Genomic DNA, 25975 nt, shown 5'->3' with positions numbered 1-25975 from the left:
GTCCGACCCCGCGAAGACGTTCGCGGGGGCGGATCAGGGGATCAGGCTTTTGGCAGACCCATGCCCTGGCCCATCTGCACCGGCGAACCGGCCGCCAGTTCTTCAGCCCACTTCACTTGATCAGGCCCGAACAGCACGACAGCGGTCGAACCCAGTTTGAACCGACCCAGTTCTGCACCTTTCTCCAAATGGATCGGCGCACGGGCAGCTTCGTCGTAGCGGAAGGTTTTCAGCTCGCGTTTCGGCGGCGTGACCAGCCCGGCCCAAACGGTTTCGATCGACGCAACGATCATCGCGCCCACCAACACCACGGCCATCGGCCCGCGCTCGGTGTCGAAAATGCACGCCACACGCTCGTTGCGGGCGAACAGTTCCGGAACGTTTTCAGCGGTGGTCTGGTTGACCGAGAAAATCCGGCCCGGGATGTAGACCATCTCGCGCAGAGTGCCGGCTAGCGGCATGTGCACGCGGTGGTAGTCTTTGGGCGACAGATAAATAGTCGCGAAATCACCGCCCATGAATGGCGCTGCGTTGGCAGCGTCGCCGCCCAGCAATTCCAGCACGCTGAAGCTGTGACCCTTGGCCTGGAACACGCGACCGTGTTCGATCGGGCCGAGTTGGCTGACCGCGCCGTCGGCCGGGCTGAGGATCGCGCCTGGCGTCTCGTCCAGCGGGCGAGCGCCGTCCTTCAAGGCGCGAGTGAAGAACGCATTGAAGTGCTCGTAGGCCGTCAGGTCTTCGACCAGCGCCTGCGACATGTCCACTTGATAACGCTTGGCGAACCACGCGGTAAACGCGTTTTTGAACCAGCGTACGCGGCATTCGGCAATGCAGCCGGCCAGTCGCGACAGCAGGTGATGGGGCAGCAGGTATTGGCTGAGGATAAACAAACGCTTATTCATTAACTGTCCTTAAAAACCTTAAATCTCTACGGGCGTATCGGGGTGGTTGCCCCATTCGCCCCAGGAACCGGCGTAGCCTTTGACCCGCGGATAACCGAGGGATTTGGCCACCAGATAGGTGAAGCCAGAACGATGGTGAGTCTGGCAGTGGGTAATCACTTCTTTGTCTTTGCTGATCCCGAGTTTCTCCAGGATCTGCGGCATGTCGGTGCGGATGCGCAGGTTGCGCGTCTGATCCATGCCCGCGGTCCATTCGAAATTGACCGCGCCGGGAATGTGCCCGGCCTTGGCCGCCAGGACTTTCTCGCCGGAGTACTCCAGCGGCCCGCGTGCGTCCCAGATCGCCAGGTCGGCGGCACCGAGACGGCTTTGCAGGTACTCGCGGGTGGCAGTGGGTTCGTCGTGCAAGGTCAACGCAACCGGGCCGCCGACCGGGGCCGGGATCTGGATCGACATGGGCAAGCCTTCTGCCAGCCAGGCCTTCAAGCCGCCGTCGACATAGTGGTACTTGCTGTGGCCGATGACATCCAGCAGCCAGATAAAGCGCCCGGCCCAACCGCCGCCTTCGTCGTCATAGACCACGTAGACTGCGTTTTTGTTGTGTCCCAGTTCACCGAACAACGCTTCGAGTGCCGCTTGCGGCGGCATCAGTCCCGGCGCAGGCGCCTGACCGAGTTGCGTGCGTTTCGGATCGACAAAACGCGCACCAGGGATATGCCCTTCGGCATAGCGGACGCTGCTGGTCAGGTCCACCAGAATCAGTTCGCGGGAGTCGAGACGGGCGAGCAAGTCGCTCGGCTCGATCACCAGCGGCAAGCCAGAGAAGTCAGACATTTGAGGTCTCCAGAACACAAAGGGGGGGATTGTAGCGCAGCATTCATTGACCGCGCTGGCTAAAGCTGTGCAGCGCTTTTTCGATGCATTGCGCGGTTTTGCCAAAGGCTTGCACGGTGATTTCCGAGAACGGCCCGCCGCCCTGATCCGCCACCACAATCATGATGACCCGGCCGTTATTGACCAGTGAGCGCAACAGCAAGTGTTCGCCGCCGAACTGTGAGCGCAGGCTGGCCGGTAACAGGGCTGAGAATTGTGCATTGTTGGCCGGCGTCAGGCGTACCTGGGCTTGCTGCGAGAGCAGGCGTTGCAGCACGGTGCTCTGGCTGACGGCGAAGTTCAGACTGGCCACTTCTTTTGGCAGCCCGGCCGTCTGGTGCACTCGCAGATTGTCATGGGTACGGTCGGCCATCAGGATCATCACCCGACGCATGCCGCACGCGACCAAAGCGTCCCGGGCAGACGTGGTCAAGTGCATGGCATTGGTGAAGCGACTCGGCTCGACCAGCAACTCGGCACACTGTCTGCGCCATTTCGCCAGGTCTTCGGCAGTCGGTGCCGGGGCCGGCAGCAATCCGGCGTGGACACGGTTCATGCCCCACGGCCAGATCAGCGACACGGCCGGGTGCCAAAGGTCTGGCATTGCATGATGACGGGCGCTGTTGGCGGCCTGTTGGTGCAACTGCTGCTGCACTTCGTCCATCGGCATTTGCAGGTAAAGGCTGGTCAGATACTGCCAGCGCTCACTGTGCGGACCGTCCCAGGCCTGTTGCGCCGACAGCGCCAGACCGTTGGCCAGCAGCACCGTATTGGCCGGTTGATTGAGCCAGCGGCGCAGGGTCGGATCGTCATCGAGGCGGTTCTGCTGGCGCAATGGATGATCGCTGTCGCGCGCGATGCGTAGCACTTTCACCAGCTCACGTTGCTCGTTGAGCAGCAGCCGATAACCCTGCTGCACCCAGATCGGCAGGCGCCAGATGTCCACGAGCGCCAGGCAGATGTCCAGCAGGCGAGCGCCGAACAATTGCTTTTCAACTTTGTACGCCGACTCGCCTTTATGAATGACCCGCAGCTCCCATTCTTCGAGCAGCTGCGGATGAGTCAATGCCATCGGCCAGAGCGGCGAGAGAAACAGCAGGCTGCCCCAGTGGATGTCCTGCCACAGCCGCGCCAGGCGACTGGCGAAAAAACCGTTGGCCTGTTGGGTCGCGTGCTGGCTGATCAACTGCAGCTGACGCAGGGCCACCGGGATTTCCAATTGCGGCTGGGCGGGCAACCGGGCGAGCAGTGCTTCGGTGCGCTTCAAACCGAGGCGATTGATCGCCACCTCAAGGTTTTCCGCAGGCTCGGTCATGCTGCCGTGGGTGTGACGATTGGCTTCGCGAATCACGCTCAAGGCCAGCGCGGGGCTGTCCTGTATCAGTTCGGCAATATCGCGCAAAGAGCTGCGACTGTTGGCGATGGCCTTGCAGACGCGGTCATGACTGGCTTGCGGAACGGGCAGGCGCACGCCATCGAGAAGCTTGACCCAGCCTTCGAGAGTGGTTGGTTTTAGAGTTGGAACGTTCGTTTCGTTAGCCATGGTTGGACGCGATCATCGTCTGCATTACCTATGCCCGGAGCGGGCCAAATTGGCTTTTCGCCTGAACTGGCTATAGTCTGGCGCAGTTTTGCCGATAAGTAGAAGAAGAGATTTTTTAACTTCCGAATATGACCTTGAACCCGACTCAGTAAGTGCTCTCCTACCTATGGCTAAAATTATCGGCATCATCGTCGTATTCGCGAGCGTGCTCGGCGGATACGTGCTTTCCCACGGCAAGATTGCCGCCCTGATTCAGCCCTTCGAGGTGTTGATTATCGGTGGCGCGGCCCTCGGCGCATTCCTCCAGGCCAACCCTAGTTACATGACCATGCACGTACTCAAGAAATCCTTGGGCATGTTCACTTCGCGGTTCACCCACACGTTCTATCTGGAAGTGCTGGGCCTGATCTACGAGATCCTCAACAAGAGCCGCCGCGAAGGCATGATGGCGATCGAAGGCGACATCGAAGATGCCGCCGCGAGCCCGATCTTCGCCAAATACCCTGCTGTATTGAAAGACGAACGCATGACCGCGTTCATCTGCGATTACCTGCGCATCATGTCCTCCGGCAACATGGCGCCCCATGAGCTTGAAGGCCTGTTCGACATGGAGCTTTACAGCCTCAAGGAAGACCTCGAGCATCCGTCCCACGCGGTGAACGGCATTGCCGACGCCATGCCTGGTTTCGGTATCGTCGCGGCGGTACTCGGTATCGTGGTGACCATGGCTTCCCTGGGTGAAGGCGATCAGAAATCCATCGGCCTGCACGTCGGTGCGGCCCTCGTCGGTACCTTCTTCGGTATTCTCGCGGCATACGGTTTCTTCGGTCCGCTGGCCCATTCCCTGGCCCACGATGCCAAGGAAGAACTGAACGTCTACGAAGCCATCAAGGCCTCGCTGGTGGCTTCCGCTTCCGGCATGCCGCCGTCGCTGGCGGTAGAGTTCGGCCGCAAGGTTCTGTACCCGGCGCACCGTCCTAGCTTTGCTGAGCTGGAACAAGCGGTTCGCGGTCGCTAAGTCATGGAAAATAACCAGCCGATAATCATCAAGCGCGTCAAGCGCATCGCCGGCGGGCACCACGGGGGCGCCTGGAAAATCGCCTTCGCGGACTTCGCGACGGCGATGATGGCGTTCTTCCTGGTGCTGTGGCTGCTGTCCACCGCAACACCCGAACAGAAGATCGCCATCGCCGGTTACTTCAAGGACCCGGTCGGCTTTTCGGAAAGCGGCACGCCGTACATCATCGACCTGGGCGGCACACCGACCCTGGCGCCGGAGAGCACCCTCAACCCCGAGGTGAAATCCCAGCCGCAGCCAGACAAGGTGACCATCGACACCGAGCAGGTTGAAGGCATGGCCGAGCAGGTCGAGAAGGAACGTCTCGAGCTGTTACTGCAAGAACTGCAGACCAAGGTCGAAGAGAACCCGCAGCTGAAGAAATTCAAAGATCAGATCAGTTTCGAAATCACGCCGGACGGTTTGCGCATCCAGATCGTGGACGCCGAAAACCGGCCGATGTTCGACTCAGGCTCAGCTCGCCTGAAGCCGTACTTTGAAGACATCCTGCTGGCCATGGCCGACACCATCAAAGCGGTGCCGAACAAGATCAGCATCAGTGGCCACACCGATGCCAAACCGTACACGGGCACGGGTGATTTCGGTAACTGGGAGCTCTCGGCCAACCGTGCCAACGCGGCACGTCGAGCGCTGATCGCCGGCAGCTATCCGGATGCACAGGTGGCGCGAGTCGTGGGTTATGCCTCGTCAGCGTTGTTCGACCGCGAGCACCCGTTCAATCCGATCAATCGCCGTATCGACATCGTGGTGCTGACCAAGAAAGCCCAGCGTGCCATCGAAGGTTCGCAAGGTGTGGAACCGGCGCCAGGGCAAACGCCAACGCAAGGGCAGGGCGGCCCGGGCGAAGTGCCCGCCACGCCGGTCGATCCGAACGCGTTGCCGGCGGATAAGGAACCGTTGCCGGCGCATGAGCTTCGTGAGCGTTTGAATCTGTTCGAAGATCCGGCGCCGAAACCGGGTGAACCGCCGAAGCAGTGACCCATGAAAAAGCCGACAGTGATGTCGGCTTTTTTGTGCCTGTTGTTTGTGCGTTGGTGGTGGTTGTAGGAACGATCTGAAATTTCGTGCCGGGGTTCTCAGTCGTACAAACATCTGACTATAGTTCCGCCGTTGCTGCCAACACGGTGACCGATCTTAGCCGGTCGAATCACAGATGAAATCTCTCGAAATTATCCGGAGTTTTGACCCATGGCTAAGTATCACCCGCTCCAAGGCAACTTCAGCGTCGCCCCGACGCTGTACATCGACACCGAAGCCCGCGCTTCCGATCTCCTCGAAACCGCCGTCCACCGACTCAAAGCCGCGCGTAATCTGCTCAACAGCGTCACCTGCCTGTGTGTCAAAGACGCCGAAGGTCATGATCTGGAGCATTTCGCCAATGCCGCGCACCTGTTGATTCAGGATGGCTGTGACGCCTTGGACGCCTTGGACGCCCTGGGCTGGAAGCTGGAAAAAGCAGGACCCTGAAACCCTGTGGGAGCGGGCTTGCTCGCGAAGGGGTCAGCAGATTCAACATCAATGTTGACTGACATACCGCTTTCGCGAGCAAGCTCGCTCCCACAGGTTTTGTGGTGGTCTAGTAACTGGTCTCCGGCAAACTGGCGATGATCGACCGATAACTGTTCATCCGTTGCTGCTGCACGCGACCTTCTTCCAGGGCCTTGAGCAGAGCGCAACCCGGCTCGCGGTCGTGCTTGCAATCGCGGAAGCGGCAGGTGCCGATCAAGTCGTTGAACTCGATGAAACCGGCTTCGACGTCGGCACGGCTGACGTGGCCCAGGCCGAATTCGCGGATACCCGGGGAGTCGATCAACTCACCGCCGCCGGGGAAGTGGAACAGCCGCGCGGTCGTGGTGGTGTGAGTGCCCTGGCCGGACAACTCGGACAGCGGGCCGACACGGGCTTCGACTTCAGGCAACAGGGTGTTGACCAACGACGATTTGCCGACGCCGGACTGGCCGACGAATACGCTGATGTGCCCGTCCAGTTGTGCCTGCAATTGCTCCATGCCATTGCCGTGGTGCGCCGAAACCTCCAACACCGGATAACCCAGCGTGCGGTAAACCGCCAGCAAGGCATTCAACGCCGGGGCGTTCTGCTCGTCGATCAAGTCGAATTTGTTGAGCAACAGCAGCGGCCGAATGCCGGCGTGTTCAGCAGCGACCAGGTAGCGGTCGATCAGGTTGGCGTGAGGCTCGGGCAGTGGCGCGAAGACAATGACGATCATGTCGACGTTGGCGGCTACAGGCTTGAGCTGACCACGGCTGTCCGGGCGGCAGAGTTCGGTTTTACGCGGCAGTTGCGCCACGATCACACCGATGCCCTGGTTGCCGGCACGCCAGACCACCTGATCGCCGGTCACCAGCGCCGGCAGGTTGGCGCGCAAGTGACAGCGGAACACCTGGCCGGCCAAATCGCCATCGAGGGCTTCAACTTCGACCTGCACACCGAAGTGCGCGATCACCAGGCCCGTCTGTTCCGGACCCAGGTCGCCACCCTCAAGTGCCTCGACAGCCGAGGACTCGCGTTTGGCGGCGCGGGCAGCGCGTTCGCCCTGAATCTTTTCGATGCGCCAGTTTTGACGACGATTGAGTTGGCGTTTGGCCATGGGTGTTCCGTATCAAGAATGCAGCGATTAGGTAAAACGGCCGCGAGTTTAGCACGCCCGGCCACCGGCCTAGGCTAAACTGCGCAGCATTGCCTAGGAGCCGACACATGCAAAACCCACAGAATCTGATCTGGATCGACCTGGAAATGACCGGTCTGAACCCTGATACCGACGTCATCATCGAAATGGCCACCATCGTCACCGACAGTGACCTGAACACCTTGGCCGAAGGTCCGGTGATCGCCATCCATCACAGCGACGAAATTCTCGCTGGCATGGACGAGTGGAACACCCGTCAGCACGGCGGCTCCGGGCTGACCCAGCGCGTTCGCGACAGCCGTATCAGCATGGCCGAAGCGGAAGCCGAAACCATCGCCTTCCTGGAAAAATGGGTACCGAAGGGCAAGTCGCCGATCTGTGGCAACAGCATCTGCCAGGATCGTCGCTTCCTTTATACCCACATGAAATCCCTGGAAAGCTTCTTCCACTACCGCAACCTCGACGTGTCGACTCTGAAAGAGTTGGCCGCACGCTGGGCACCGGACGTACGCGACAGCTTCAAAAAGGGCAGCACTCACCTGGCGCTGGACGACATTCGCGAATCGATCGCCGAGCTGCAGCACTATCGCAAGAACTTCATCAAGTTCTGATGCAGAGCAGCCAATGCCTTTGTGGTGACGTGGCCTTCTGTGGCGAGGGGGCTTGTCGAAACGTCGCACCGCCCCGTTCGGCTGCGAAGCAGTCGTAAAACCTGTGAATGCGTTGCCACTGAAAGAATGCAGGGGAGCGCTTCGCGCTCCAGCGGGGATAAATCCCCTCGCCACAGGTCTCAGTGTCTGTTTTGCCCTCTTTTGGTGCTTCGGTGAAATGAGTAGACTGCGCGCCTTCCTGCAAGGACCGCCCCCATGTTGCTGATGCTTTACCTGATCGCCATTACCGCCGAAGCCATGACCGGTGCCCTGTCCGCCGGCCGTCGCGGAATGGACTGGTTTGGCGTGGTGCTGATTGCCTGCGTCACGGCGTTGGGTGGGGGGTCGGTGCGTGACGTGCTGCTCGGTCACTACCCGCTGACCTGGGTCAAACACCCGGAATACCTGGTGCTGACCTCAGTGGCGGCGATGTTCACGGTCTTCGCCGCACGCTGGATGCGCCACCTGCGCTCGCTGTTCCTGGTGCTCGACGCCGTGGGCCTGGTGGCATTCACCCTGATCGGCTGCATGACCGCGCTGGAAATGGGTCACGGCATGCTGGTGGCTTCGGTCAGTGGCGTGATCACTGGGGTGTTCGGCGGCATCCTGCGCGACATCTTCTGCAACGACATCCCGCTGATTTTCCGCCGCGAACTTTACGCCAGTGTCTCGTTCGCTGCCGCGTGGTGCTACATGTTCTGCATTTACCTGCAATTGCCCGGTGAACAGGCGATTTTGATCACCCTGTTTGGCGGCTTCCTGTTGCGGTTACTGGCAATCCGTTTTCACTGGGAAATGCCGAAATTCGTTTACAACGACGAAGCCTGAGTTGCTCTGCCTCGTTCTACTTTGCGCCCGACTTTTGCGGGAGGATGAGTGCTGCAAGATATCTCCGGAAATCAGGAATGCCGAAATAAATTGACCCACATCACCGGTCTATTTAAATCGAGCGTGCTGTAGCGCATTCGATTGCTGAAGCACTTTGTTTGTTTGATGTGGGTTGGTAGTGGGGTGGGTAAAGTTTGCTTTGGAAGTATTGAAGGTGTGGAAAATAATTACACTGAAATAAGTTGTTGTGGTTTGAAGTGTTTGGTTGCTGTCGTTGATTGTTAAGTGTCTTGTTTGGGTTTTGCTAAAGTTGCATCTCCGTGTTATTGCTTTTGATCAATGGCTTGCCGCTGACTGAATAAGTTGTTTGTTCGAGTGGTGAGTTAAATTGCGACCTGCGTGTCGCACGTCTAAAGTCATAGCAAGGAATAAACTATGAATGATTTACAAGGAAGTAACGCCTCTTCGGTAACCGTAGCAGGGCCGGCAGTGAAGTTGTCGAAGTTTGAAGTCAGGTTCGATGCCTTCTCCAGTGTTCAGTCCAAAAGCTTGTATGGTAATGGCCGGATGCAAGTCCGGGTCATGGTTTTTGCGGAAGGTGAGGATGCGGACGGGAACCCGGTGCCGCTGGCTTATTACCCGGATCTCTTGACGTTGAAGTTGATTCAATACCGGGACGGCCGGCCGTTAAGGGATGGCTGGACTGTGAGCAGTATTGAGAACGAATATACCCATGACATGCCGGGTGGCAGCCAGGCGGCGTTGGCCAGCAAGGTATCGACACAATCTTTGGCGACCCGACCTGTCGAATTCTGGGTGTCCTCGAACCGAGCGGAGTCTTTGGATATTGCGGCCGAAATCACGGTGGCCGGGAAAGTATTCAGGACCAACAATACGGCCAATCCGGTTGGTGATAGATATGATTCTGCTGTAACACTCATCGCCGTCCCCCCCGTTACCTATGCGGTTGAGCAGTTTTCCTGGGGGCCGCAGCGTGTCGGTGGCGAGTTGGACGGTGATGTTATCTATCGCTATCAACTGGGGTTGTACCTGTCCGCCAAACAAGTTCGTTTGTTGTCGTGGACTAGCACACAATACGCTCCACATTATCCACCCGTAGAATTTTGCAGTTCTGGTGACCTGGGGAGTGGTAAATCGATACGGCATTTTATGGGCGTCTTTCCCGCAGTACATGTCAGTCGGGTTGATGTGAACCTGCCGGGTGGTGCTTCGCATCATTACTATCTTCCGGTAAACCAGAGTCGTGGTGAACTAACGGTTGTTCTTGGGCAATCTACCAAGTATTACGATAATGCGCGCGTGCGTCGGGAACCTTATCGGTTTTCTGTTATTGATGAATATGGTAATGAACACCGATTGATGATCGGTATCAATTTAACTAACGCCTACTTCACCTTGCTGCGTGGCTGATGGCCGGTGGCTGGCTAATGCCAGCTACCTCTCGCGTGTTTCTATTGATTTATATATTTGTTTGATAAGGAGTGCTTGGTGCTATGGATAGCTCAAGTCTGTATTCCAATGCTTTTAATTTTGAAGATTTCATCTCGGGCGGGGTTGATCCGCGCACGGGGTTATATACGGCGGCTCTATCGCTGGGCGAGATAAAGTCCGGTGCGTTGAACGGTCCATCGCTGCCTGTTCAGTTGCAATTCAATCCGCTCAATCGTACTGACAGTGGTTTTGGTTCGGGTTGGGCGTTGGCATTGACGCGTTATGACGTGCTTGGCAAGACGATAATGTTGTCCAACGGCGAGAGTTATCAGGCCGCGGAGACCTCCGGCGTGTTGGTGTTCAACGAGCTCAAGCTCAACACCGTCAAGGTCACTAAACTTTCCAGCGTTGATTACCATGTGCTCCACAAAAGCGGGTTGCGCGAAGAGTTGCGGGTTTACGGCTCAAGCAACATGGCAGTACCGATGCGGATTGTCTCGCCCAAGGGTGCAACGGTGGTGCTGGCGTACACCTCGATCAATGGACGTCCGGTGCTGAGTGAAATCAGGGAAGCAGAGGCGGGGAGCTCGGGGCGCGTGCTGTTGAGCGTGATTCGCAACGCGAACGTGCGAGTGGTGATGTACCCGGGCTCGGCCTGTGAGGCGAGTTTCATGCTCTCGCAATCCAGCAGCCAGGCAACGGTGAGCCTGCCCAAGGGAGGCGCCTGGGTTCTGGGTTTGCAGCAAATTGGCGGTGTGACGTGTGTGACCTCGGTGGAAACCCCCCAGGGGGGCCGCGAGACCATCAGTTACAAAGCGGTCGGACATCGCCTTCCCCCGCAGGCGCCTATGCAATCGATACCGTGCGTCAGTTCGCATACCGTTTTCCCCCGTCATGGTCAGCCAGCCATCACTCGGCAGTACCAATTCTCGGACGCCAACTTTCTCGGCGGGGCGGCAGGTATCAACTGGTCAAGCACAGGGGATAACCTCTATCGAGCGGCCACCCGGTTTACTTACAGTTCTACCGAGCGGCTGATGTCGGGAGACAGGGTTCACCGGTTTGTCGTGCGTACCTACAACAAGTTTCATCTGTTGATTAAAGAAGTCGAGACGTGCGGCGATGCCGTCAGTACTCAGGACATCGAATATCACTTGCTGCCTGGGGAAAGTCTTGCCAGACAGCCTGCACAGTTCCGTTTACCGAAAACCCAGACATGGGTGTACGAAAATCGTTCGTCGAAGCTCAAATCCGTTCCCGAAGTCACGGAAACCGTCTATGACGAGTACGGAAATCTACTCAAGAAGGTTGAGCCCAATGGCGTGACAACCGTATTTGAGTATTACCCCGTCGGCGGGAGCGACGGCTGCGTCGCCGACCCGTTGGCGTTTGTGCGTTTTGAAAAGCAGCGGACGGTCATTCCGGCTGCCGGGCTGGCAGCGGCGGCGACGAAGATCACTCGCTCGCGGTACCAATTGTTGCCGCTGCTTGAAGGGGCCGTTACGCCAGATGTGGTGCTCGTGCAGGAGCAGTTGCTTGAGGTCATTGGGAGCCGTGCAACGCTGCGCCTGCAGACCGATCACGAGTATCTCAGCAGTCCCTCCGACCCTCGGCGCCACGGTTTGCCGCAGCAGCAGACCATGACTCAGGACAACAAGTCGACCCTGCTGCAATTCGAGTACGTGCTCAATGGCACCTCCCTGACCCGCAAAACCACACAGAGAGGATTCGACCGCACCAGCAAGACGACGACCCAGGTCTTCTCCGCGCTCAACGGTTTGAAACTGTCCGAGCACAATGAAGACGACAGCATGCTGACATTCGAATACGACTCGCTGGGTCGGGTCGTGAGCGAAACCGTGGCGCCCGACACGATCTTCAAGGCAACTCGTATCACGTCCTATGAACTGGCCCGAGGGAGTGACACACCTGCCGCGATTCTCGGCACCGATGCCAACAATGTTCAGCACAAAGTCATTTACGACGGCCTGGATCGGGTGATTGGCATCGAGGAGCAAGACAGTGACTCGACGCAGAATTCGGCGGGGGGCGTAATGAGGCCGGTGCTCACGGCCCGGCACGATGTGCTGGGGCAGAGGATCGAAGAGGTTCGCACCGATTGGTGGGCGGGACGCCAAGTGGTAATGAAAACAGGTTTTGTCTTTGATGACTGGGGGCAGATCAAAAGCATTCTTCACCCCGATGGTCGGACAGAGCACCAGGACATTGATCCGGTATCGCGCACCGAAACCCGATGGATCGACGGTATGGGCAAAAAAGTCACCCGCTTCAATTTCTTCGACAAGCCGGAAAGCGTCGAGGTGTTTGATCTTCAGCAAGGAAGCCTGGGCAAGACGACGCAAGTTTATGACGGGTTGGGCCGTACGGTCAGCCAGACGGATCCGGTCGGCAACGTGACCCTTTTTGAATACGATGTATTCGATCGTTTGTGTGTCAGCGTATTGCCCGATGGCACCAGGGTGGAAACCGCCTATGCCAGTCACAGCCGGGCCGCGTTGCCCACTGAACTCAAAGTGGCCCAGCGCAGCGTGGGGCAGCAAGTGTTCGATGGCTTGGGCCGAATGACCGAAAATCGTGTCGGCGGCCGGGTGTCCACATTGGGCTACACGGCAGGCCACTCCCAGCCGGCCTGGAGTCGCACGGCCGGTGGCGATCAGATCCACTATCACTATGAGTCCGGTCTCAGCGGATGCATGACGTCGCGCAACGCGGGCGAACTGTTGGCCGGCTACCACTACGACGCGCTGGGCCTGCCGACGAAGTTGGCGGAGCAAGGGCGCGAAGCTGTTCGAGAGTACTACCCGTCCGGACGCCTGAAAGCTGAAACACTGACCGGTGCAGGTCACCGCCATAACGTTCGTTATAGCTACTCCCTGGAAGGGCGTCCGCTGACCTTCACCGATGCCCTCGGGGACGAACACAAAACTGACTACGATGAGTGCGGGCGTCCGATTTCCTATGAACAACCTTCCCTCAAGGCAACTTTTGCCTATAACGGTCTGGGTCAGCTGATCACGGTCAGCACCGTGGAGAAGACCACGCAACGCTCGCTGGTCACTCGGATCACCTATGACGACCAAGGGCGAGAGGCCTCGCGTCGTTTTGAGATCAGTGGCCAGGAAGCGCACACCCTGACGTCGAGTTACACCCTGGCGAACAAGCTGGCGCAGAAGACCTGGAGACAGGGCGGCACGTTGTTGCGCGATGAGCATTTCAGCTATGACGTGCGTGGACGCCTCCGCCAGTACACCTGCACGGGCGAGCATCGGCCGGTCGACCCCTATGGCAAGACGATCAACCGGCAAACCTACGTGTTCGATGCGATGGACAATCTCCTGACCCTGACAACCGAATTTTCGGGCGGCGTGAACGTGGCGAGCTATCGGTACAGTGCAGCAGATCCGACACAGTTGATCGGCATTTCTCACACGCACAAGGATTATCCAGCGCCAGTGGAGTTGCGGTACGACGCCAGTGGTCGATTGATCAAGGATGAGCAAGGACGTGCCTTTACTTACGATGTGCTGGGACGATTGACTCAGGTGGCCAGCGCGGTCGGAGCGGTTATCCGTGGTTATCGGTATGACGGTCAGGATCAGTTGGTCGAACTTTCGCAACCAACGGGGGCGGCCACCTTGCGCGTCTATCGAGACGATCAGGTTGTCAATGAGATTCGCGGCAACGACAACTGCACGCTGATGCGCCAGGACGCGATTGTGCTCGGCCAGCAGTCGCGTGGGCAGGACGCGGGAATCCGGCTGTTCGGTGTCGACCAGCAGCAGACGGTGCTCACTGAGTTGAAAGGAACGCAGCACCAGGATCTGGCGTTCACCCCTTACGGTCATCATCCGGCCGAGGGCGGATTGTTCAGTCTGTTGCGCTTCAGTGGCGAGCAACTTGATCCCTTGACCGGTTTGTACCTGTCAGGCAATGGCTACCGGGCCTACAGTCCGACGCTGATGCGTTTCCTGAGCCCCGACAACATGAGCCCATTTGGTAAGGGGGGGCTGAATCCTTACGCCTATTGCGGGGGCGATCCGATCAACCGCGTCGACCCGGCCGGGCACTTCTGGAAGGCGTTGTTAGGGGTGTTTCTGGCGGTGGCAGGCGTGGTGATCACCGTTCTGACTGCCGGAGCTGCAACACCCTTGGCGATCTTGAGTATCGGGCTGGCTGTCGCGTCTGCCGCGGTGGGTATCGCGGACTCGATCATTCAGGAGGTTGCCCCGCATCTGGATCCCAGCGGGATTCTCGGCTGGGTGAGTCTGGGGTTGGGCGTGGGCTCGATGGGCGCTGGCTGGGTCAACTCGGCCACCAAAGGGGCAGGAGGTTTTGCTTCGAAAGTCGGCAATGGTTTATCGAAGGGGCCGAGCGCCGGGGGGATTTACGGTGTGCTTGAGCTCGGTTACGGCCTGTCTGATCAGTTGGGCGCGTTTGATTCGAAAGGTTCCAGTGGCGTTGACCCTTACGCGGGTGTCGACCCCTCAAACATTACCGGAGCCGCGATATTCAAGAATAGGCCCTCGTCCGAGCGTGGGACGTTGTCCTCTCGCATGACCCAGGCATCAGGGGTCAGACAGGGGCGGCCGCGCGAGGCGGCTGGCGACGAGGGCGGTTCCCATTCTCAGGTGCGGGAACTTTCGGCACATCGTCTGGCGTTTACCTAAGCTTTTTCGACGCCGCGATCTTGTGAGGTCATTGCGATGAATGGCGCGTTCCGGGTGTCATACCGGTTTGATTGCCAAGGTTTTTGAGGCGCGTTGTTCGTGCTGCTGCAACGCCCACTCCACATGCTCGCGAACCAAATCGGACGGGCTCTCGCGCCGCGCCTTCAAGGCTTCCAGCACCGGAATCGTTGAGGGCGCATTACCCAAACCCACCGCCAGATTGCGCAACCAGCGCTCGTAACCCGCGCGTCTGAGTGGTGAGCCCTCGGTGCTGCTGAGGAACTTCTCTTCGTCCCACATGAACAGTTCGGCCAGTTCGGCGTTGTCCAGATTGTGCCGTGGCTTGAAGTCGCTTTCGCCGGACGGACGGGCGAAGCGGTTCCACGGGCAGACGATCTGGCAGTCATCGCAACCAAACACCCGATTGCCGATCAGTGGCCGCAAATCTTCCGGGATCGCGCTTTTGAGTTCGATGGTCAGGTAGGAAATGCAGCGTCGGGCATCCAGCACGTACGGGCCGACGAAGGCGTTGGTCGGGCAGATGTCGAGGCATGCGGTGCAACGGCCGCAATGTTCGGTGCTGTGTGGCGGATCAACCGGCAGCGGCAGGTCGACAAACAGTTCGCTGAGAAAGAAATAACTGCCGGCCTTGCGATTCAGGACCAGGGTATTTTTGCCGATCCATCCAAGACCGGCCTGTTCCGCGATGGCTTTTTCCAGCACGGGTGCGCTGTCGACGAAGGCGCGGAAACCAAACGGGCCGATTTCGGCCTGAATTTTATCGGCCAGCTGTTGCACGCGTTTACGGATCAACTTGTGGTAATCGCGGCCCAGGGCATAACGCGAGACGTAGGCTTTTTCCGGTTGTGCCAGGCGTTTGGCCATTTCGGTGTCGCCCGGCAGGTAGTCCATGCGCAGGGAAACCACCCGAAGTGTGCCGGGCACCAGCTCTTCCGGGTGTGAGCGTTTGCTGCCGTGGGCGCCCATGTAGTCCATTTCGCCGTGGTAGCCGGCCGCGAGCCAGCGCTCCAGGTGCTGCTCATGCTCGGCCAGGTCGAGGCCGCTGATGCCGACTTGCTGAAAGCCCAGCTCGCGGCCCCAATCCTTGATGGATTGGGCGAGGGTGGATAGGTCTGTGGTAATTGCGGGCATGAGGCGAGAGAAACCGGAGCTGAGGTGCGTATAATTCTGCCAGACATCGGAGCCCGAAGACGCATGCCGCACACTAAAGATGATTTACCCGACGCGCTGTATAGCGCCGCGCAAGTGCGAGCCCTCGATGCGAGCCTGATCGCGGGCGGTACTCCGGGCTTCGAATTGATGCAGCGCGCGGCGCGGGCGACCTGGCGTGCGCTGGTCCGTCATTGGCCGACGGCGAACGAATTGAGTGTCGTGGCCGGTCATGGCAATAACGCCGGCGACGGTTATCTGGTGGCCGTGCTGGCCAGGCGTGCGGGCTGGCATGTGCGGGTGTTGGCGGCCGGTGATCCCACGCGTTTACAAGGTGATGCGGCATTGGCCCATGCCGAGGCCGTGTCCGAAGGTGTCGCGGTTCAAGCCTGGAGCGCACAGTCCGAGTTGCGCGGTATCGTGCTGGATGCCTTGCTCGGTACCGGTCTGACGGGAGAGGTGCGAGAACCCTACGCCGGCGTGATCGCAGCGATCAATGGCAGCGGGCTGCCGGTTGCGGCAGTGGATATCCCTTCGGGGTTGTGCGCTGATACCGGCCGAATACTAGGCGCTGCGGTGCGGGCTGACCTGACGGTGACGTTCATCGGCCTGAAACTGGGTCTGTTCACCGGCGATGCTGCAGACGTGGTCGGCGAGTGGGTGTTCAACGATCTGCAGGCCTCCCCCGAGTCGTTTAACGGAGTCCCCATCAGTGCACGTCGGCTGACGGCCAGTTCCTTGCCGCGTCTGGCAAGCCGGGCTTCAACTTCCCATAAGGGCAAATTCGGCCACGTATTGCTGATCGGCGGTGATCGCGGCTTTGGTGGCGCCATCCTGCTGAGCGCGCAAAGTGCGCTACGTAGCGGTGCGGGCATGGTGTCGGTGGCGACGCGCAGTGAGCATGTTCCGGCCGCGCTGGCGAGAATCCCCGAAGCCATGGTGTTGGGCACTTCGTCGGCCAATCAATTGATGGAACTGCTGCAAAAGGTTTCCGTGCTGGTTGTCGGCCCAGGCTTGGGTCAGGCTTCCTGGGGGCGCAGTCTTTTGTCGGCGGCTGCCAACGCGCCGCTGCCGCAAGTCTGGGACGCCGACGCATTGAATCTGCTGGCCACAGAGCACGTGAGCTTGCCCAAGGATTGTGTGATCACACCGCATCCGGGCGAGGCGGCGCGACTGCTGGGGATATCAACTGCCGAAGTTCAGGCTGACCGCCCCGCTGCCGCTCACGCATTGAGCAAAAAATATACAGCTGTCGTGGTGCTGAAAGGCGCCGGCAGCCTGATCGCCAGCCCCGATGGGCGCCTGGCGTTGTGTCATCAGGGCCATCCGGCCATGGCCACCGCCGGTTTGGGTGATGTGCTGGCCGGTCTGGTCGGCGCATTGCTGGCGCAAGGCATGGAGGCGTTCGACGCCGCCTGCCTGGCCGTCTGGCTGCACGCCAATGCCGGCGCGCAAGAAGGTAAATCGGGCCGTGGGCTGGCGGCCAGTGATCTGATTCCAGCCATTCGTCAGTTGTTGGAGGAGCAAGCACCGTGTCTGAAGTAACCCTGTACCTGGCTGATGAAGAAGCGATGACTGCATTTGGCGGGCGCATCGCAAAAACCACTCAAGGGCACGGTCTGATTTTTCTCGAGGGAGATCTGGGCGCGGGGAAAACCACGCTGTCCCGGGGCATCATCCGTGGCCTGGGGCATGTGGGCGCAGTAAAAAGTCCGACCTTCACCCTGGTCGAACCCTACGAGATTGGCGACATCCGGGCCTTCCATTTCGACCTCTATCGCCTGGTCGATCCTGAAGAACTGGAGTACCTCGGCATCCGCGACTACTTCGAAGACGACGCGTTGTGCCTGATCGAGTGGCCCGAAAAGGGTGCAGGCTTTTTGCCAAAGCCCGACCTGACCATTACCATTAGCCCGCAAGATGGCGGGCGTTCGCTGAAAATTTTGTCCCAGGGCTCGCGTGGCGAGTCGTGGTGTGCCGCTTTGGCATTGGAAACCAATTAAATGATGGGGTTAGGTATGCGCTTTCGCGCGATGGTAGCTGCCGTAGGATTGTTGTTTTTGGCGGTGACCGTCGACGCTGTGGCCGAGACAAAGGTCAACAGCGTTCGCCTGTGGCGGGCTCCGGACAACACACGACTGGTGTTCGACCTGAGTGGGCCTGTCCAGCACAGTGTCTTTACCCTGACAGCCCCGGATCGGCTGGTCATCGACATCAATGGCGCGACACTGGGGGCGCCGCTGAACGTCAACAGCTCGAACACTCCGATCACCGCCATGCGCTCGGCTCAACGTACGCCGACCGACCTGCGGGTGGTCATCGACCTGAAAAAAGCCGTGACGCCGAAAAGTTTTACCCTGGCGCCAAACGCCCAGTACGGCAATCGCCTGGTGGTCGACTTGTTCGATAACGCCGCTGACGCCGCGCCAATTCCAGCGCCGACCAACGTCGCGACGGTCGCCCCGGTGCCGGTCACGCCGGTGGAGCCTGCGGTGAAGCTGCCGCCAGCCCCGGCCGGCAAGCGCGACATTGTTGTGGTCATCGATGCCGGTCACGGCGGCGAAGACCCGGGTGCCTCCGGCTCTCGCGGTCAGCGTGAAAAAGACGTGGTGCTGGCCATCGCCCGCGAACTGCAGCGTCAGGTCAACGGCATGAAAGGCTTCCGCGCCGAACTGACCCGCACCGGCGACTATTTCATTCCGTTGCGTGGCCGTACCGAAATCGCCCGCAAGAAGGGCGCCGACCTGTTCGTTTCGATCCACGCCGACGCCGCGCCTTCGGCCGCTGCCTTCGGTGCCTCGGTGTTCGCCCTGTCTGATCGCGGCGCTACCTCGGAAACGGCCCGTTGGCTGGCCGACAGCGAAAACCGTTCCGACTTGATCGGCGGTGCCGGCAACGTCAGCCTCGACGACAAGGACCGCATGCTGGCGGGCGTGCTGCTCGACTTGTCGATGACTGCCTCCCTGACCTCCAGCCTTAACGTTGGCCAAAAGGTGCTGAGCAACATCGGCCGCGTTACGCCGCTGCACAAACAGCGCGTAGAGCAGGCCGGGTTCATGGTGCTGAAGTCGCCGGACATTCCATCGATCCTGGTGGAAACCGGGTTCATCTCCAACGCCAACGAAGCTTCCAAGCTTGCCGCAGCGAATCACCAGCAAGCGCTGGCGCGTTCGATCAGCAGCGGCGTGCGCCAGTTCTTCCAGCAGAATCCACCGCCGGGGACCTACATCGCCTGGCTGCGCGACTCCGGTGGGATCGCCCAAGGTCCTCGTGACCATCGGGTGAGCCCCGGCGAGACGCTGGCGATGATTGCCGTGCGATATCAGGTGTCTCCGGCCACGCTGCGCAGCGCCAACAGGCTGTCGAGTGATGAGCTTAAAATCGGTCAGCACTTGACCATTCCCGGCACTGAACTGGCGGCCAAAGAATGAACCAGGTGCTGACCAACACGGCTCGCATCGAGCTGCTCAGCCCGCGACTGGCGAACCAGATTGCCGCCGGTGAGGTGGTTGAGCGCCCGGCTTCGGTGATCAAGGAGCTGCTGGAAAACAGCCTCGACTCCGGCGCCAAGCGCATCGATGTCGATGTGGAGCAGGGCGGCGTCAAGCTGCTGCGGGTGCGCGACGATGGCAGCGGCATTTCTGCCGATGACTTGCCGCTGGCCCTGGCGCGACACGCCACCAGCAAGATCCGTAACCTGGAAGACCTCGAGCAGGTCATGAGCCTCGGGTTTCGGGGTGAAGCACTTGCCTCGATCAGCTCCGTGGCGCGTCTGACTCTTACCTCTCGCACTAAAGAGGCCGATCAGGCCTGGCAGGTCGAGACCGAAGGCCGGGACATGGCGCCTCGCGTGCAACCAGCGGCCCATCCGGTGGGCACGTCGGTGGAAGTGCGTGACCTGTTCTTCAACACCCCGGCGCGACGCAAGTTTCTCAAAACCGAAAAAACCGAATTCGATCACCTGCAAGAAGTGATCAAGCGTCTGGCACTGGCGCGTTTCGACGTGGCGTTCCATCTGCGCCACAACGGCAAGACCATCCTCAGTCTGCACGAAGCCCATGACGACGCGGCCCGTGCCCGGCGTGTGGCGGCGATTTGCGGTTCGGGGTTCCTCGAGCAGGCGCTGCCGATTGAGATCGAGCGCAATGGCCTGCATTTGTGGGGTTGGGTCGGTTTGCCGACGTTCAACCGCAGTCAGGCGGACTTGCAGTATTTCTTTGTGAACGGCCGTGCCGTACGCGACAAGCTGGTGGCCCACGCGGTGCGCCAGGCCTATCGCGACGTGCTGTTCAATGGTCGGCATCCGACGTTCGTGCTGTTTTTCGAAGTCGATCCGGCAGGCGTTGACGTCAACGTGCACCCGACCAAGCACGAAGTGCGCTTCCGTGACGGGCGCATGGTTCACGATTTCCTCTATGGCACCCTGCACCGTGCCTTGGGCGATGTGCGGCCGGAAGACCATCTGGCCGCGCCTGTCGCGACGGCCATCGTTCGGCCGACCGGCATTGATGCTGGCGAGTTCGGTCCACAGGGCGAAATGCGTCTGGCAGCGAATGCGTTGCTGGAACAGCCTCAAGGGCAACCGTCCTTTAATACGGCGGCGGGCTCGGGCGCTGGCGCCGGTTATCAGTATCAATACACGCCTAAGCCTCAGTCCGGCGTGCCGGTGGCGGAAGCCCAGGCTGCGTATCGCGAGTTTTTCGCGCCGTTGCCCGAAGCCAATGCGGTCGCACTTCCGGCCGGGCAGGACGATGTTCCGCCACTGGGTTATGCGCTAGCGCAGCTCAAGGGTATCTACATTCTTTCGGAAAACGCCCAGGGCCTGGTGCTGGTGGACATGCACGCCGCTCACGAGCGGATCATGTATGAACGTCTGAAAATCGCCATGGCCAGCGAAGGCCTGAGCGGTCAGCCGTTGCTGGTGCCGGAGTCTCTGGCGGTCAGTCAGCGTGAAGCCGATTGCGCTGAAGAGCACGTCGCGTGGTTCCAGCGCCTGGGCTTTGAATTGCAGCGTCTGGGCCCGGAATCCCTGGCCATCCGGCAGATTCCGGCACTGCTCAAGCAAGCTGAAGCCAATCGATTGGTCAGTGACGTTCTGGCAGATCTGATGGAATACGGCACCAGCGACCGGATTCAGGCACACCTGAACGAACTGCTCGGCACCATGGCCTGCCACGGCGCGATTCGTGCGAATCGGCGTCTGGCCCTGCCGGAAATGAACGGTCTGTTGCGGGATATGGAAAACACCGAGCGCAGCGGTCAATGCAACCATGGCCGACCGACCTGGACCCAACTGGGCCTGGACGATCTGGACAAACTGTTTTTGCGCGGTCGTTGATGAGCCAGCTCCCTCCTGCGATTTTCCTGATGGGGCCGACCGCCGCCGGCAAGACCGACCTGGCCATCGAACTCACCAAAGTCTTGCCTTGCGAGCTGATCAGCGTCGATTCGGCGCTGGTCTACCGTGGCATGGACATCGGCACTGCCAAGCCTTCAAAAGAGCTTCTGGCTGAATTTCCACACCGTTTGATCGATATTCTCGATCCGGCAGAGAGCTATTCGGCCGCCGATTTCCGTCGTGATGCCCTCGAAGCCATGGCCGAGATCACCGCGCGGGGCAAAATTCCGCTGCTGGTGGGCGGCACAATGCTCTATTACAAGGCTTTGGTCGAAGGTCTGGCAGACATGCCGGCGGCTGACCCAGCCATTCGCGCACAGATCGAAGAAGAGGCTGCACGCCTTGGCTGGCAAGCCTTGCACGAACAATTGGCAGTCATCGATCCGGAATCTGCGGCGCGTATTCATCCGAACGATCCGCAGCGACTCAGTCGAGCGCTGGAAGTTTATCGCGTCAGCGGTCAGAGCATGACTGCACTAAGGTTGCAACAATCTGCGCAAAGTACTGAAGCAGCCGCCTCGGGACTGCAACAATTGCCCTATACTGTCGCGAACTTGGCCATTGCTCCGGCAAATCGCCAGGTATTGCACGAGCGAATTAAACAAAGATTCACGAATATGTTGGAACAGGGATTCATTGACGAGGTCGTAGCCCTGCGTAAGCGAAGTGACCTGCATGCCGGGTTGCCGTCTATACGTGCAGTAGGCTACCGACAAGTCTGGGATTACCTGGATGGCAAGCTGACGCAAGCCGAGATGCAGGAGCGTGGAATCATTGCCACGCGCCAATTGGCGAAGCGCCAGTTCACCTGGCTGCGCAGTTGGGCTGATTTACACTGGTTGGACAGCCTGGATTGCGACAATCTGCCGCGCGCCTTGAAATACCTTGGGACCATCTCCATATTGAGCTGAGTCCTTGCATTTGCCGTCTATCCTTGGGGGTGTGACGGCCACAAGCCATTTGTTTACCTATTTTTTATATTGAATCCTTAAAGGAGTGCGGCACATGTCAAAAGGGCATTCGCTACAAGACCCTTACTTGAATACTTTACGTAAAGAGAAAGTGGGGGTTTCCATCTACCTGGTCAACGGGATCAAACTGCAAGGCACGATCGAGTCTTTCGACCAGTTCGTTATCCTGCTGAAAAACACCGTTAGCCAAATGGTTTACAAACACGCTATCTCTACAGTGGTGCCGGTTCGTCCAATTCGTCTGCCTAGCGCAACCGAATCCGAAGCAGGTGACGCTGAGCCAGGTAACGCCTGATAGGAGTCTCCTTTGTTCTTTGAGCGCCACGGTGGTGGTGAGCGAGTAATCCTCGTTCACTTGGATGGACAGGACCCTGAGGCGCGCGAAGATCCGCAGGAGTTTCAGGAGCTGGCTAATTCGGCGGGCGCCGAGACCGTTGCGTTTTTTAACGTGCCGCGTCATCGGCCAACCGCCAAATTCCTCATTGGCAGTGGCAAGGTCGAGGAACTGCGCGACTTGGTCAAGGCCGAAGAGGCCGATCTGGTGATTTTCAATCACATCCTCACGCCCAGTCAGGAACGTAACCTCGAACGTGTTTTCGAGTGTCGCGTGATCGACCGCACCGGTCTGATTCTCGATATTTTCGCCCAGCGCGCCCGTACCCATGAAGGCAAGCTCCAGGTAGAACTGGCCCAGCTTGACCACATGAGCACCCGGCTGGTTCGTGGCTGGACTCACCTTGAACGCCAAGGTGGCGGTATCGGCATGCGTGGTCCGGGTGAAACCCAACTGGAAACAGACCGCCGTTTGCTGCGGGTTCGCCTGCGACAGATCAAGGGCCGGCTGGAGAAAGTACGCAGCCAGCGCGAGCAGTCGCGACGTGGCCGTATGCGTGCGGATATCCCTACCGTGTCGCTGGTGGGGTATACCAACGCCGGTAAATCCACGCTCTTCAATAACGTGACGAAATCCGACGTTTACGCGGCTGACCAATTGTTTGCCACACTGGACCCGACCTTGCGTCGTCTGGAACTGGACGACCTGGGGCCGATTGTCCTGGCGGACACTGTAGGTTTCATTCGCCACTTGCCCCACAAGCTGGTCGAGGCATTTCGGTCTACCCTCGAAGAGTCGAGCAACTCGGACCTGTTGTTACACGTGATCGATGCGGCCGAACCGGATCGCATGTTGCAGATTGAGCAGGTGATGGTGGTGCTGGGCGAGATTGGTGCCCAGGACTTGCCGATACTCGAGGTCTATAACAAACTCGATTTGCTTGAAGGCGTTGAGCCACAAATTCAGCGCGACGAAAACGGCAAACCCCAACGGGTCTGGCTGTCGGCGCGTGATGGCACTGGTCTGGAATTGCTTGAACAAGCCATTGCCGAGTTGCTGGGCAGTGAGTTGTTTATCGGTACCTTGCGTTTGCCGCAACGTTTTGCTCGACTGCGTGCGCAGTTTTTCGAACTCGGTGCGGTGCAGAAAGAAGAACACGACGAAGAAGGCATCAGCCTGCTGGCCGTTCGCTTGCCACGGGTCGAGTTGAATCGACTGGTGAGTCGCGAAGGTCTGCAACCGATGGAATTCATCGAGCAACACACTTTGCAATAAAAGCCTGAGAAAGCGGTTGTGCCGCGGTGACAGGCATTCTGTAGCATTGGTCGGCGCGCCGTGGGTGCGTCTTTGCTTTATCAGATGGAGAGCGCTATGGCTTGGAATGAGCCGGGTGGCAACTCGAATAATCAGGATCCTTGGGGTGGCAAGCGCCGCAATAACGGCGACCGCAAGGGACCACCGGATCTCGACGAGGCCTTCCGAAAGCTGCAGGAAAGCCTGAACGGGTTGTTCGGTGGTGGTAAAAAACGCGGTGATGACGGTGGTGGTTCGGGCAGGAGTAGCGGCTTCGGCGGTCTGCTCGGCATCGGTCTGGTCGTGTTGGCGGCCGTATGGCTGTACAGCGCGGTCTATGTAGTCGACGAGCAGGAGCAAGCCGTGGTGCTGCGCTTCGGCAAGTACTACGAAACCGTTGGCCCGGGCCTGAACATCTATTTCCCGCCGATCGATCGCAAGTACCTGGAAAACGTCACGCGTGAGCGTGCCTATACCAAGCAGGGTCAAATGCTCACTGAAGACGAGAACATCGTCGAAGTGCCGCTGACCGTGCAGTACAAGATCAGCAATCTGCAGGACTTCGTGCTGAGCGTCGATCAGCCGGAAATCAGCCTGCAGCACGCGACCGAAAGTGCCTTGCGCCACGTGGTGGGTTCCACCGCTATGGATCAGGTGCTGACCGAAGGTCGTGAATTGATGGCCAGCGAAATCAAGGAGCGTCTGCAACGCTTCATGGATACGTATCGCACCGGCATCACCGTCACTCAGGTCAACGTACAGAGCGCAGCCGCACCGCGTGAAGTGCAGGAAGCCTTCGATGACGTGATCCGCGCCCGTGAAGACGAGCAGCGTTCGCGCAACCAGGCTGAAACCTATGCCAACGGTGTCGTGCCGGAAGCCCGTGGTCAGGCCCAGCGCATCATCGAAGATGCCAATGGTTACCGTGACGAAACCGTCTCGCGCGCCAAGGGTGAGGCCGATCGCTTCACTAAATTGGTCGCCGAGTACCGCAAGGCACCTGAAGTTACCCGTGAGCGTCTGTACCTGGACACCATGCAGGAAGTCTTTAGCAACACCAGCAAGGTTCTCGTGACCGGCAACAAGAATGGCCAGAGCAATCTGCTGTACTTGCCGCTGGACAAAATGGTCGAAAGTGGTCGCAACACCAGCACTTCGGTGACCGGTGCGGCAGCCACCAGCAATGAAGCGAATGCGCGTGCGGCAGCCGATCTGCAGCAACAGCCAGCACGTACCAGGGAGAGTCGCTGATGAGCAATAAATCGCTGATCGCCCTTATTGTCGGCGTCGTCGTGGCGATCGCTGCCTGGAACTGCTTCTACATCGTGGCTCAGACCGAGCGTGCGGTGCTGCTGCAGTTTGGTCGCGTGGTCCAGGCTGATGTTCAGCCAGGCCTGCATGTGAAAGTGCCTTACGTTAACCAGGTGCGTAAATTCGACGCACGCCTGATGACGCTGGATGCACCGACACAACGCTTCCTGACGCTGGAAAAGAAAGCCGTCATGGTTGATGCCTACGCCAAGTGGCGCGTGAAAGATGCCGAGCGCTTCTACACCGCGACGTCCGGCCTCAAGCAGATTGCTGACGAGCGACTTTCCCGTCGTCTGGAATCGGGCCTGCGTGACCAGTTTGGTAAGCGCACGCTGCACGAAGTGGTTTCCGGTGAGCGCGATGCGCTGATGACCGATATCACGGCTTCGCTGAACAAGATGGCGGAAAAAGAGTTGGGCATCGAAGTTGTCGATGTTCGGGTCAAGGCCATCGATCTGCCAAAAGAAGTGAACCGCAGCGTGTTCGAGCGCATGAGTTCCGAGCGTGAGCGTGAAGCTCGCGAGCACCGCGCCAAGGGTAACGAACTGTCAGAAGGCATTCGTGCCGACGCTGATCGTCAACGCCGCGTGTTGCTGGCTGAAGCCTATCGTGAATCTGAAGAGGTTCGCGGTGATGGTGACGCCCAGGCCGCTGCGATCTACTCCAAGGCCTACGGCCAGGATCAGGAGTTCTATGGTTTCTACCGTAGCCTGCGTGCCTACCGTGAAAGCTTCGCGAACAAATCCGACGTCATGGTCCTGGACCCAAGCAGCGACTTCTTCCGTTACCTGGAAAAAGCCAAGCCTTGATACGACGTTGACCTGAATCATCCCCCGC

21 protein-coding genes are annotated in these 25975 nt (G+C 59.2%); 16 read left to right on the top strand and 5 right to left on the bottom strand.

Annotated features, from left to right (window positions below; translation table 11 throughout):
* Positions 1–41: 41 nt before the first annotated feature.
* Genes asd through ACMXYJ_RS30910 form a run of 3 tightly spaced genes read right to left on the bottom strand, consistent with a single transcriptional unit; the run spans position 42 to position 3318 of the window.
* The gene (asd, locus tag ACMXYJ_RS30920) at positions 42–902 is read right to left on the bottom strand and encodes an archaetidylserine decarboxylase (protein ID WP_027922000.1); all 861 of its coding nucleotides are present in this window, start codon (positions 900–902) and stop codon (positions 42–44) included.
* Positions 903–920: 18 nt separating this feature from the next.
* Complete coding sequence (locus tag ACMXYJ_RS30915) at positions 921–1736, bottom strand: rhodanese-like domain-containing protein (protein ID WP_415758173.1); 816 nt, start codon at positions 1734–1736, stop codon at positions 921–923.
* 43 nt (positions 1737–1779) lie between these two features.
* Positions 1780–3318 (bottom strand): HDOD domain-containing protein, encoded by a 1539-nt coding sequence (locus ACMXYJ_RS30910; protein WP_415758172.1) that lies wholly within the window; start codon positions 3316–3318, stop codon positions 1780–1782.
* 166 nt (positions 3319–3484) lie between these two features.
* On the opposite strand from ACMXYJ_RS30910, the gene motA reads away from it, so the two are divergent.
* The 3 genes from motA to ACMXYJ_RS30895 all read left to right on the top strand — a co-directional run bounded on the left by motA (position 3485) and on the right by ACMXYJ_RS30895 (position 5863).
* Positions 3485–4336 carry a flagellar motor stator protein MotA gene (gene motA / locus ACMXYJ_RS30905; protein WP_415758171.1) on the top strand — a complete coding sequence of 284 codons (852 nt, stop codon included), beginning with the start codon at positions 3485–3487 and terminating at the stop codon, positions 4334–4336.
* 3 nt (positions 4337–4339) lie between these two features.
* Positions 4340–5374 (top strand): flagellar motor protein MotB, encoded by a 1035-nt coding sequence (gene motB / locus ACMXYJ_RS30900; RefSeq protein ID WP_415758170.1) that lies wholly within the window; start codon positions 4340–4342, stop codon positions 5372–5374.
* Between the two features lie 210 nt (positions 5375–5584).
* Positions 5585–5863 carry a hypothetical protein gene (locus ACMXYJ_RS30895; protein ID WP_415758169.1) on the top strand — a complete coding sequence of 93 codons (279 nt, stop codon included), beginning with the start codon at positions 5585–5587 and terminating at the stop codon, positions 5861–5863.
* Positions 5864–5972: 109 nt separating this feature from the next.
* On the opposite strand, the gene rsgA is transcribed toward ACMXYJ_RS30895, so the two are convergent.
* Positions 5973–7004, bottom strand: coding sequence for a small ribosomal subunit biogenesis GTPase RsgA (gene rsgA, locus ACMXYJ_RS30890; RefSeq protein WP_074873186.1), 1032 nt, complete (start codon positions 7002–7004; stop codon positions 5973–5975).
* Between the two features lie 107 nt (positions 7005–7111).
* Here rsgA and orn point away from each other — a divergent pair, with 107 nt between their 5' ends.
* From orn to ACMXYJ_RS30870, 4 genes are all read left to right on the top strand, one after another.
* Positions 7112–7654: an oligoribonuclease gene (gene orn, locus ACMXYJ_RS30885; protein ID WP_008153265.1), complete on the top strand. Its 543-nt coding sequence runs from the start codon at positions 7112–7114 to the stop codon at positions 7652–7654.
* A gap of 255 nt (positions 7655–7909) precedes the next feature.
* On the top strand, positions 7910–8521 hold the full coding sequence (locus ACMXYJ_RS30880; RefSeq protein WP_415758168.1) for a trimeric intracellular cation channel family protein: 612 nt from the start codon (positions 7910–7912) through the stop codon (positions 8519–8521).
* A 435-nt stretch (positions 8522–8956) separates the two neighbouring features.
* Positions 8957–9952, top strand: a complete 996-nt coding sequence (locus ACMXYJ_RS30875) for a hypothetical protein (RefSeq protein ID WP_415758167.1) — start codon at positions 8957–8959, stop codon at positions 9950–9952.
* Positions 9953–10035: 83 nt separating this feature from the next.
* Positions 10036–14661 carry an RHS repeat domain-containing protein gene (locus tag ACMXYJ_RS30870; RefSeq protein ID WP_415758166.1) on the top strand — a complete coding sequence of 1542 codons (4626 nt, stop codon included), beginning with the start codon at positions 10036–10038 and terminating at the stop codon, positions 14659–14661.
* Positions 14662–14718: 57 nt separating this feature from the next.
* Here ACMXYJ_RS30870 and queG read toward each other — a convergent pair whose 3' ends face one another.
* Positions 14719–15813 (bottom strand): tRNA epoxyqueuosine(34) reductase QueG, encoded by a 1095-nt coding sequence (gene queG, locus ACMXYJ_RS30865; RefSeq protein WP_415758165.1) that lies wholly within the window; start codon positions 15811–15813, stop codon positions 14719–14721.
* Positions 15814–15876: 63 nt separating this feature from the next.
* Between queG and ACMXYJ_RS30860 the strand changes: the two genes are divergently transcribed.
* The 9 genes from ACMXYJ_RS30860 (at position 15877) to hflC (ending at position 25947) form a co-directional block, all read left to right on the top strand.
* Complete coding sequence (locus tag ACMXYJ_RS30860; RefSeq protein ID WP_415758164.1) at positions 15877–17376, top strand: NAD(P)H-hydrate dehydratase; 1500 nt, start codon at positions 15877–15879, stop codon at positions 17374–17376.
* Positions 17364–17834 carry a tRNA (adenosine(37)-N6)-threonylcarbamoyltransferase complex ATPase subunit type 1 TsaE gene (gene tsaE / locus ACMXYJ_RS30855; RefSeq protein WP_415758163.1) on the top strand — a complete coding sequence of 157 codons (471 nt, stop codon included), beginning with the start codon at positions 17364–17366 and terminating at the stop codon, positions 17832–17834. Before ACMXYJ_RS30860 ends, tsaE begins: the two co-directional genes overlap by 13 nt.
* On the top strand, positions 17835–19262 hold the full coding sequence (locus ACMXYJ_RS30850) for an N-acetylmuramoyl-L-alanine amidase (RefSeq protein WP_415758162.1): 1428 nt from the start codon (positions 17835–17837) through the stop codon (positions 19260–19262).
* Positions 19259–21169, top strand: coding sequence for a DNA mismatch repair endonuclease MutL (gene mutL, locus ACMXYJ_RS30845; protein WP_415758161.1), 1911 nt, complete (start codon positions 19259–19261; stop codon positions 21167–21169). Before ACMXYJ_RS30850 ends, mutL begins: the two co-directional genes overlap by 4 nt.
* A complete protein-coding gene (gene miaA, locus ACMXYJ_RS30840) occupies positions 21169–22140 on the top strand; it encodes a tRNA (adenosine(37)-N6)-dimethylallyltransferase MiaA (RefSeq protein WP_415760828.1) in 972 nt (323 codons plus the stop codon). The genes mutL and miaA overlap by 1 nt, the downstream gene beginning before the upstream one ends.
* Before the next feature lie 94 nt (positions 22141–22234).
* Entirely contained in the window at positions 22235–22495 is a 261-nt protein-coding gene (gene hfq, locus ACMXYJ_RS30835; protein WP_007902656.1) for an RNA chaperone Hfq, read from the top strand.
* A 12-nt stretch (positions 22496–22507) separates the two neighbouring features.
* The gene (gene hflX, locus ACMXYJ_RS30830) at positions 22508–23809 is read left to right on the top strand and encodes a ribosome rescue GTPase HflX (protein ID WP_415758160.1); all 1302 of its coding nucleotides are present in this window, start codon (positions 22508–22510) and stop codon (positions 23807–23809) included.
* Positions 23810–23905: 96 nt separating this feature from the next.
* Positions 23906–25078 carry an FtsH protease activity modulator HflK gene (hflK, locus tag ACMXYJ_RS30825; RefSeq protein ID WP_415758159.1) on the top strand — a complete coding sequence of 391 codons (1173 nt, stop codon included), beginning with the start codon at positions 23906–23908 and terminating at the stop codon, positions 25076–25078.
* A complete protein-coding gene (gene hflC / locus ACMXYJ_RS30820) occupies positions 25078–25947 on the top strand; it encodes a protease modulator HflC (RefSeq protein WP_056746351.1) in 870 nt (289 codons plus the stop codon). The genes hflK and hflC overlap by 1 nt, the downstream gene beginning before the upstream one ends.
* The last annotated feature ends 28 nt before the right edge of the window (positions 25948–25975 follow it).

This window comes from Pseudomonas arabinosi (assembly GCF_047758675.1).
GTDB lineage: Bacteria > Pseudomonadota > Gammaproteobacteria > Pseudomonadales > Pseudomonadaceae > Aquipseudomonas > Aquipseudomonas arabinosi.
This window is presented reverse-complemented; position numbering and strand designations above follow the sequence as displayed.

Excerpts from the sequence above, each read along its gene's own strand:
- asd (WP_027922000.1), bottom strand. The coding sequence starts at position 902 with ATGAATAAGCGTTTGTTTATCCTCAGCCAATACCTGCTGCCCCATCAC.
- ACMXYJ_RS30915 (WP_415758173.1), bottom strand. The coding sequence starts at position 1,736 with ATGTCTGACTTCTCTGGCTTGCCGCTGGTGATCGAGCCGAGCGACTTG.
- ACMXYJ_RS30910 (WP_415758172.1), bottom strand. The coding sequence starts at position 3,318 with ATGGCTAACGAAACGAACGTTCCAACTCTAAAACCAACCACTCTCGAA.
- motA (WP_415758171.1), top strand. The coding sequence starts at position 3,485 with ATGGCTAAAATTATCGGCATCATCGTCGTATTCGCGAGCGTGCTCGGC.
- motB (WP_415758170.1), top strand. The coding sequence starts at position 4,340 with ATGGAAAATAACCAGCCGATAATCATCAAGCGCGTCAAGCGCATCGCC.
- ACMXYJ_RS30895 (WP_415758169.1), top strand. The coding sequence starts at position 5,585 with ATGGCTAAGTATCACCCGCTCCAAGGCAACTTCAGCGTCGCCCCGACG.
- rsgA (WP_074873186.1), bottom strand. The coding sequence starts at position 7,004 with ATGGCCAAACGCCAACTCAATCGTCGTCAAAACTGGCGCATCGAAAAG.
- orn (WP_008153265.1), top strand. The coding sequence starts at position 7,112 with ATGCAAAACCCACAGAATCTGATCTGGATCGACCTGGAAATGACCGGT.
- ACMXYJ_RS30880 (WP_415758168.1), top strand. The coding sequence starts at position 7,910 with ATGTTGCTGATGCTTTACCTGATCGCCATTACCGCCGAAGCCATGACC.
- ACMXYJ_RS30875 (WP_415758167.1), top strand. The coding sequence starts at position 8,957 with ATGAATGATTTACAAGGAAGTAACGCCTCTTCGGTAACCGTAGCAGGG.
- ACMXYJ_RS30870 (WP_415758166.1), top strand. The coding sequence starts at position 10,036 with ATGGATAGCTCAAGTCTGTATTCCAATGCTTTTAATTTTGAAGATTTC.
- queG (WP_415758165.1), bottom strand. The coding sequence starts at position 15,813 with ATGCCCGCAATTACCACAGACCTATCCACCCTCGCCCAATCCATCAAG.
- ACMXYJ_RS30860 (WP_415758164.1), top strand. The coding sequence starts at position 15,877 with ATGCCGCACACTAAAGATGATTTACCCGACGCGCTGTATAGCGCCGCG.
- ACMXYJ_RS30850 (WP_415758162.1), top strand. The coding sequence starts at position 17,835 with ATGATGGGGTTAGGTATGCGCTTTCGCGCGATGGTAGCTGCCGTAGGA.
- mutL (WP_415758161.1), top strand. The coding sequence starts at position 19,259 with ATGAACCAGGTGCTGACCAACACGGCTCGCATCGAGCTGCTCAGCCCG.
- miaA (WP_415760828.1), top strand. The coding sequence starts at position 21,169 with ATGAGCCAGCTCCCTCCTGCGATTTTCCTGATGGGGCCGACCGCCGCC.
- hfq (WP_007902656.1), top strand. The coding sequence starts at position 22,235 with ATGTCAAAAGGGCATTCGCTACAAGACCCTTACTTGAATACTTTACGT.
- hflK (WP_415758159.1), top strand. The coding sequence starts at position 23,906 with ATGGCTTGGAATGAGCCGGGTGGCAACTCGAATAATCAGGATCCTTGG.
- hflC (WP_056746351.1), top strand. The coding sequence starts at position 25,078 with ATGAGCAATAAATCGCTGATCGCCCTTATTGTCGGCGTCGTCGTGGCG.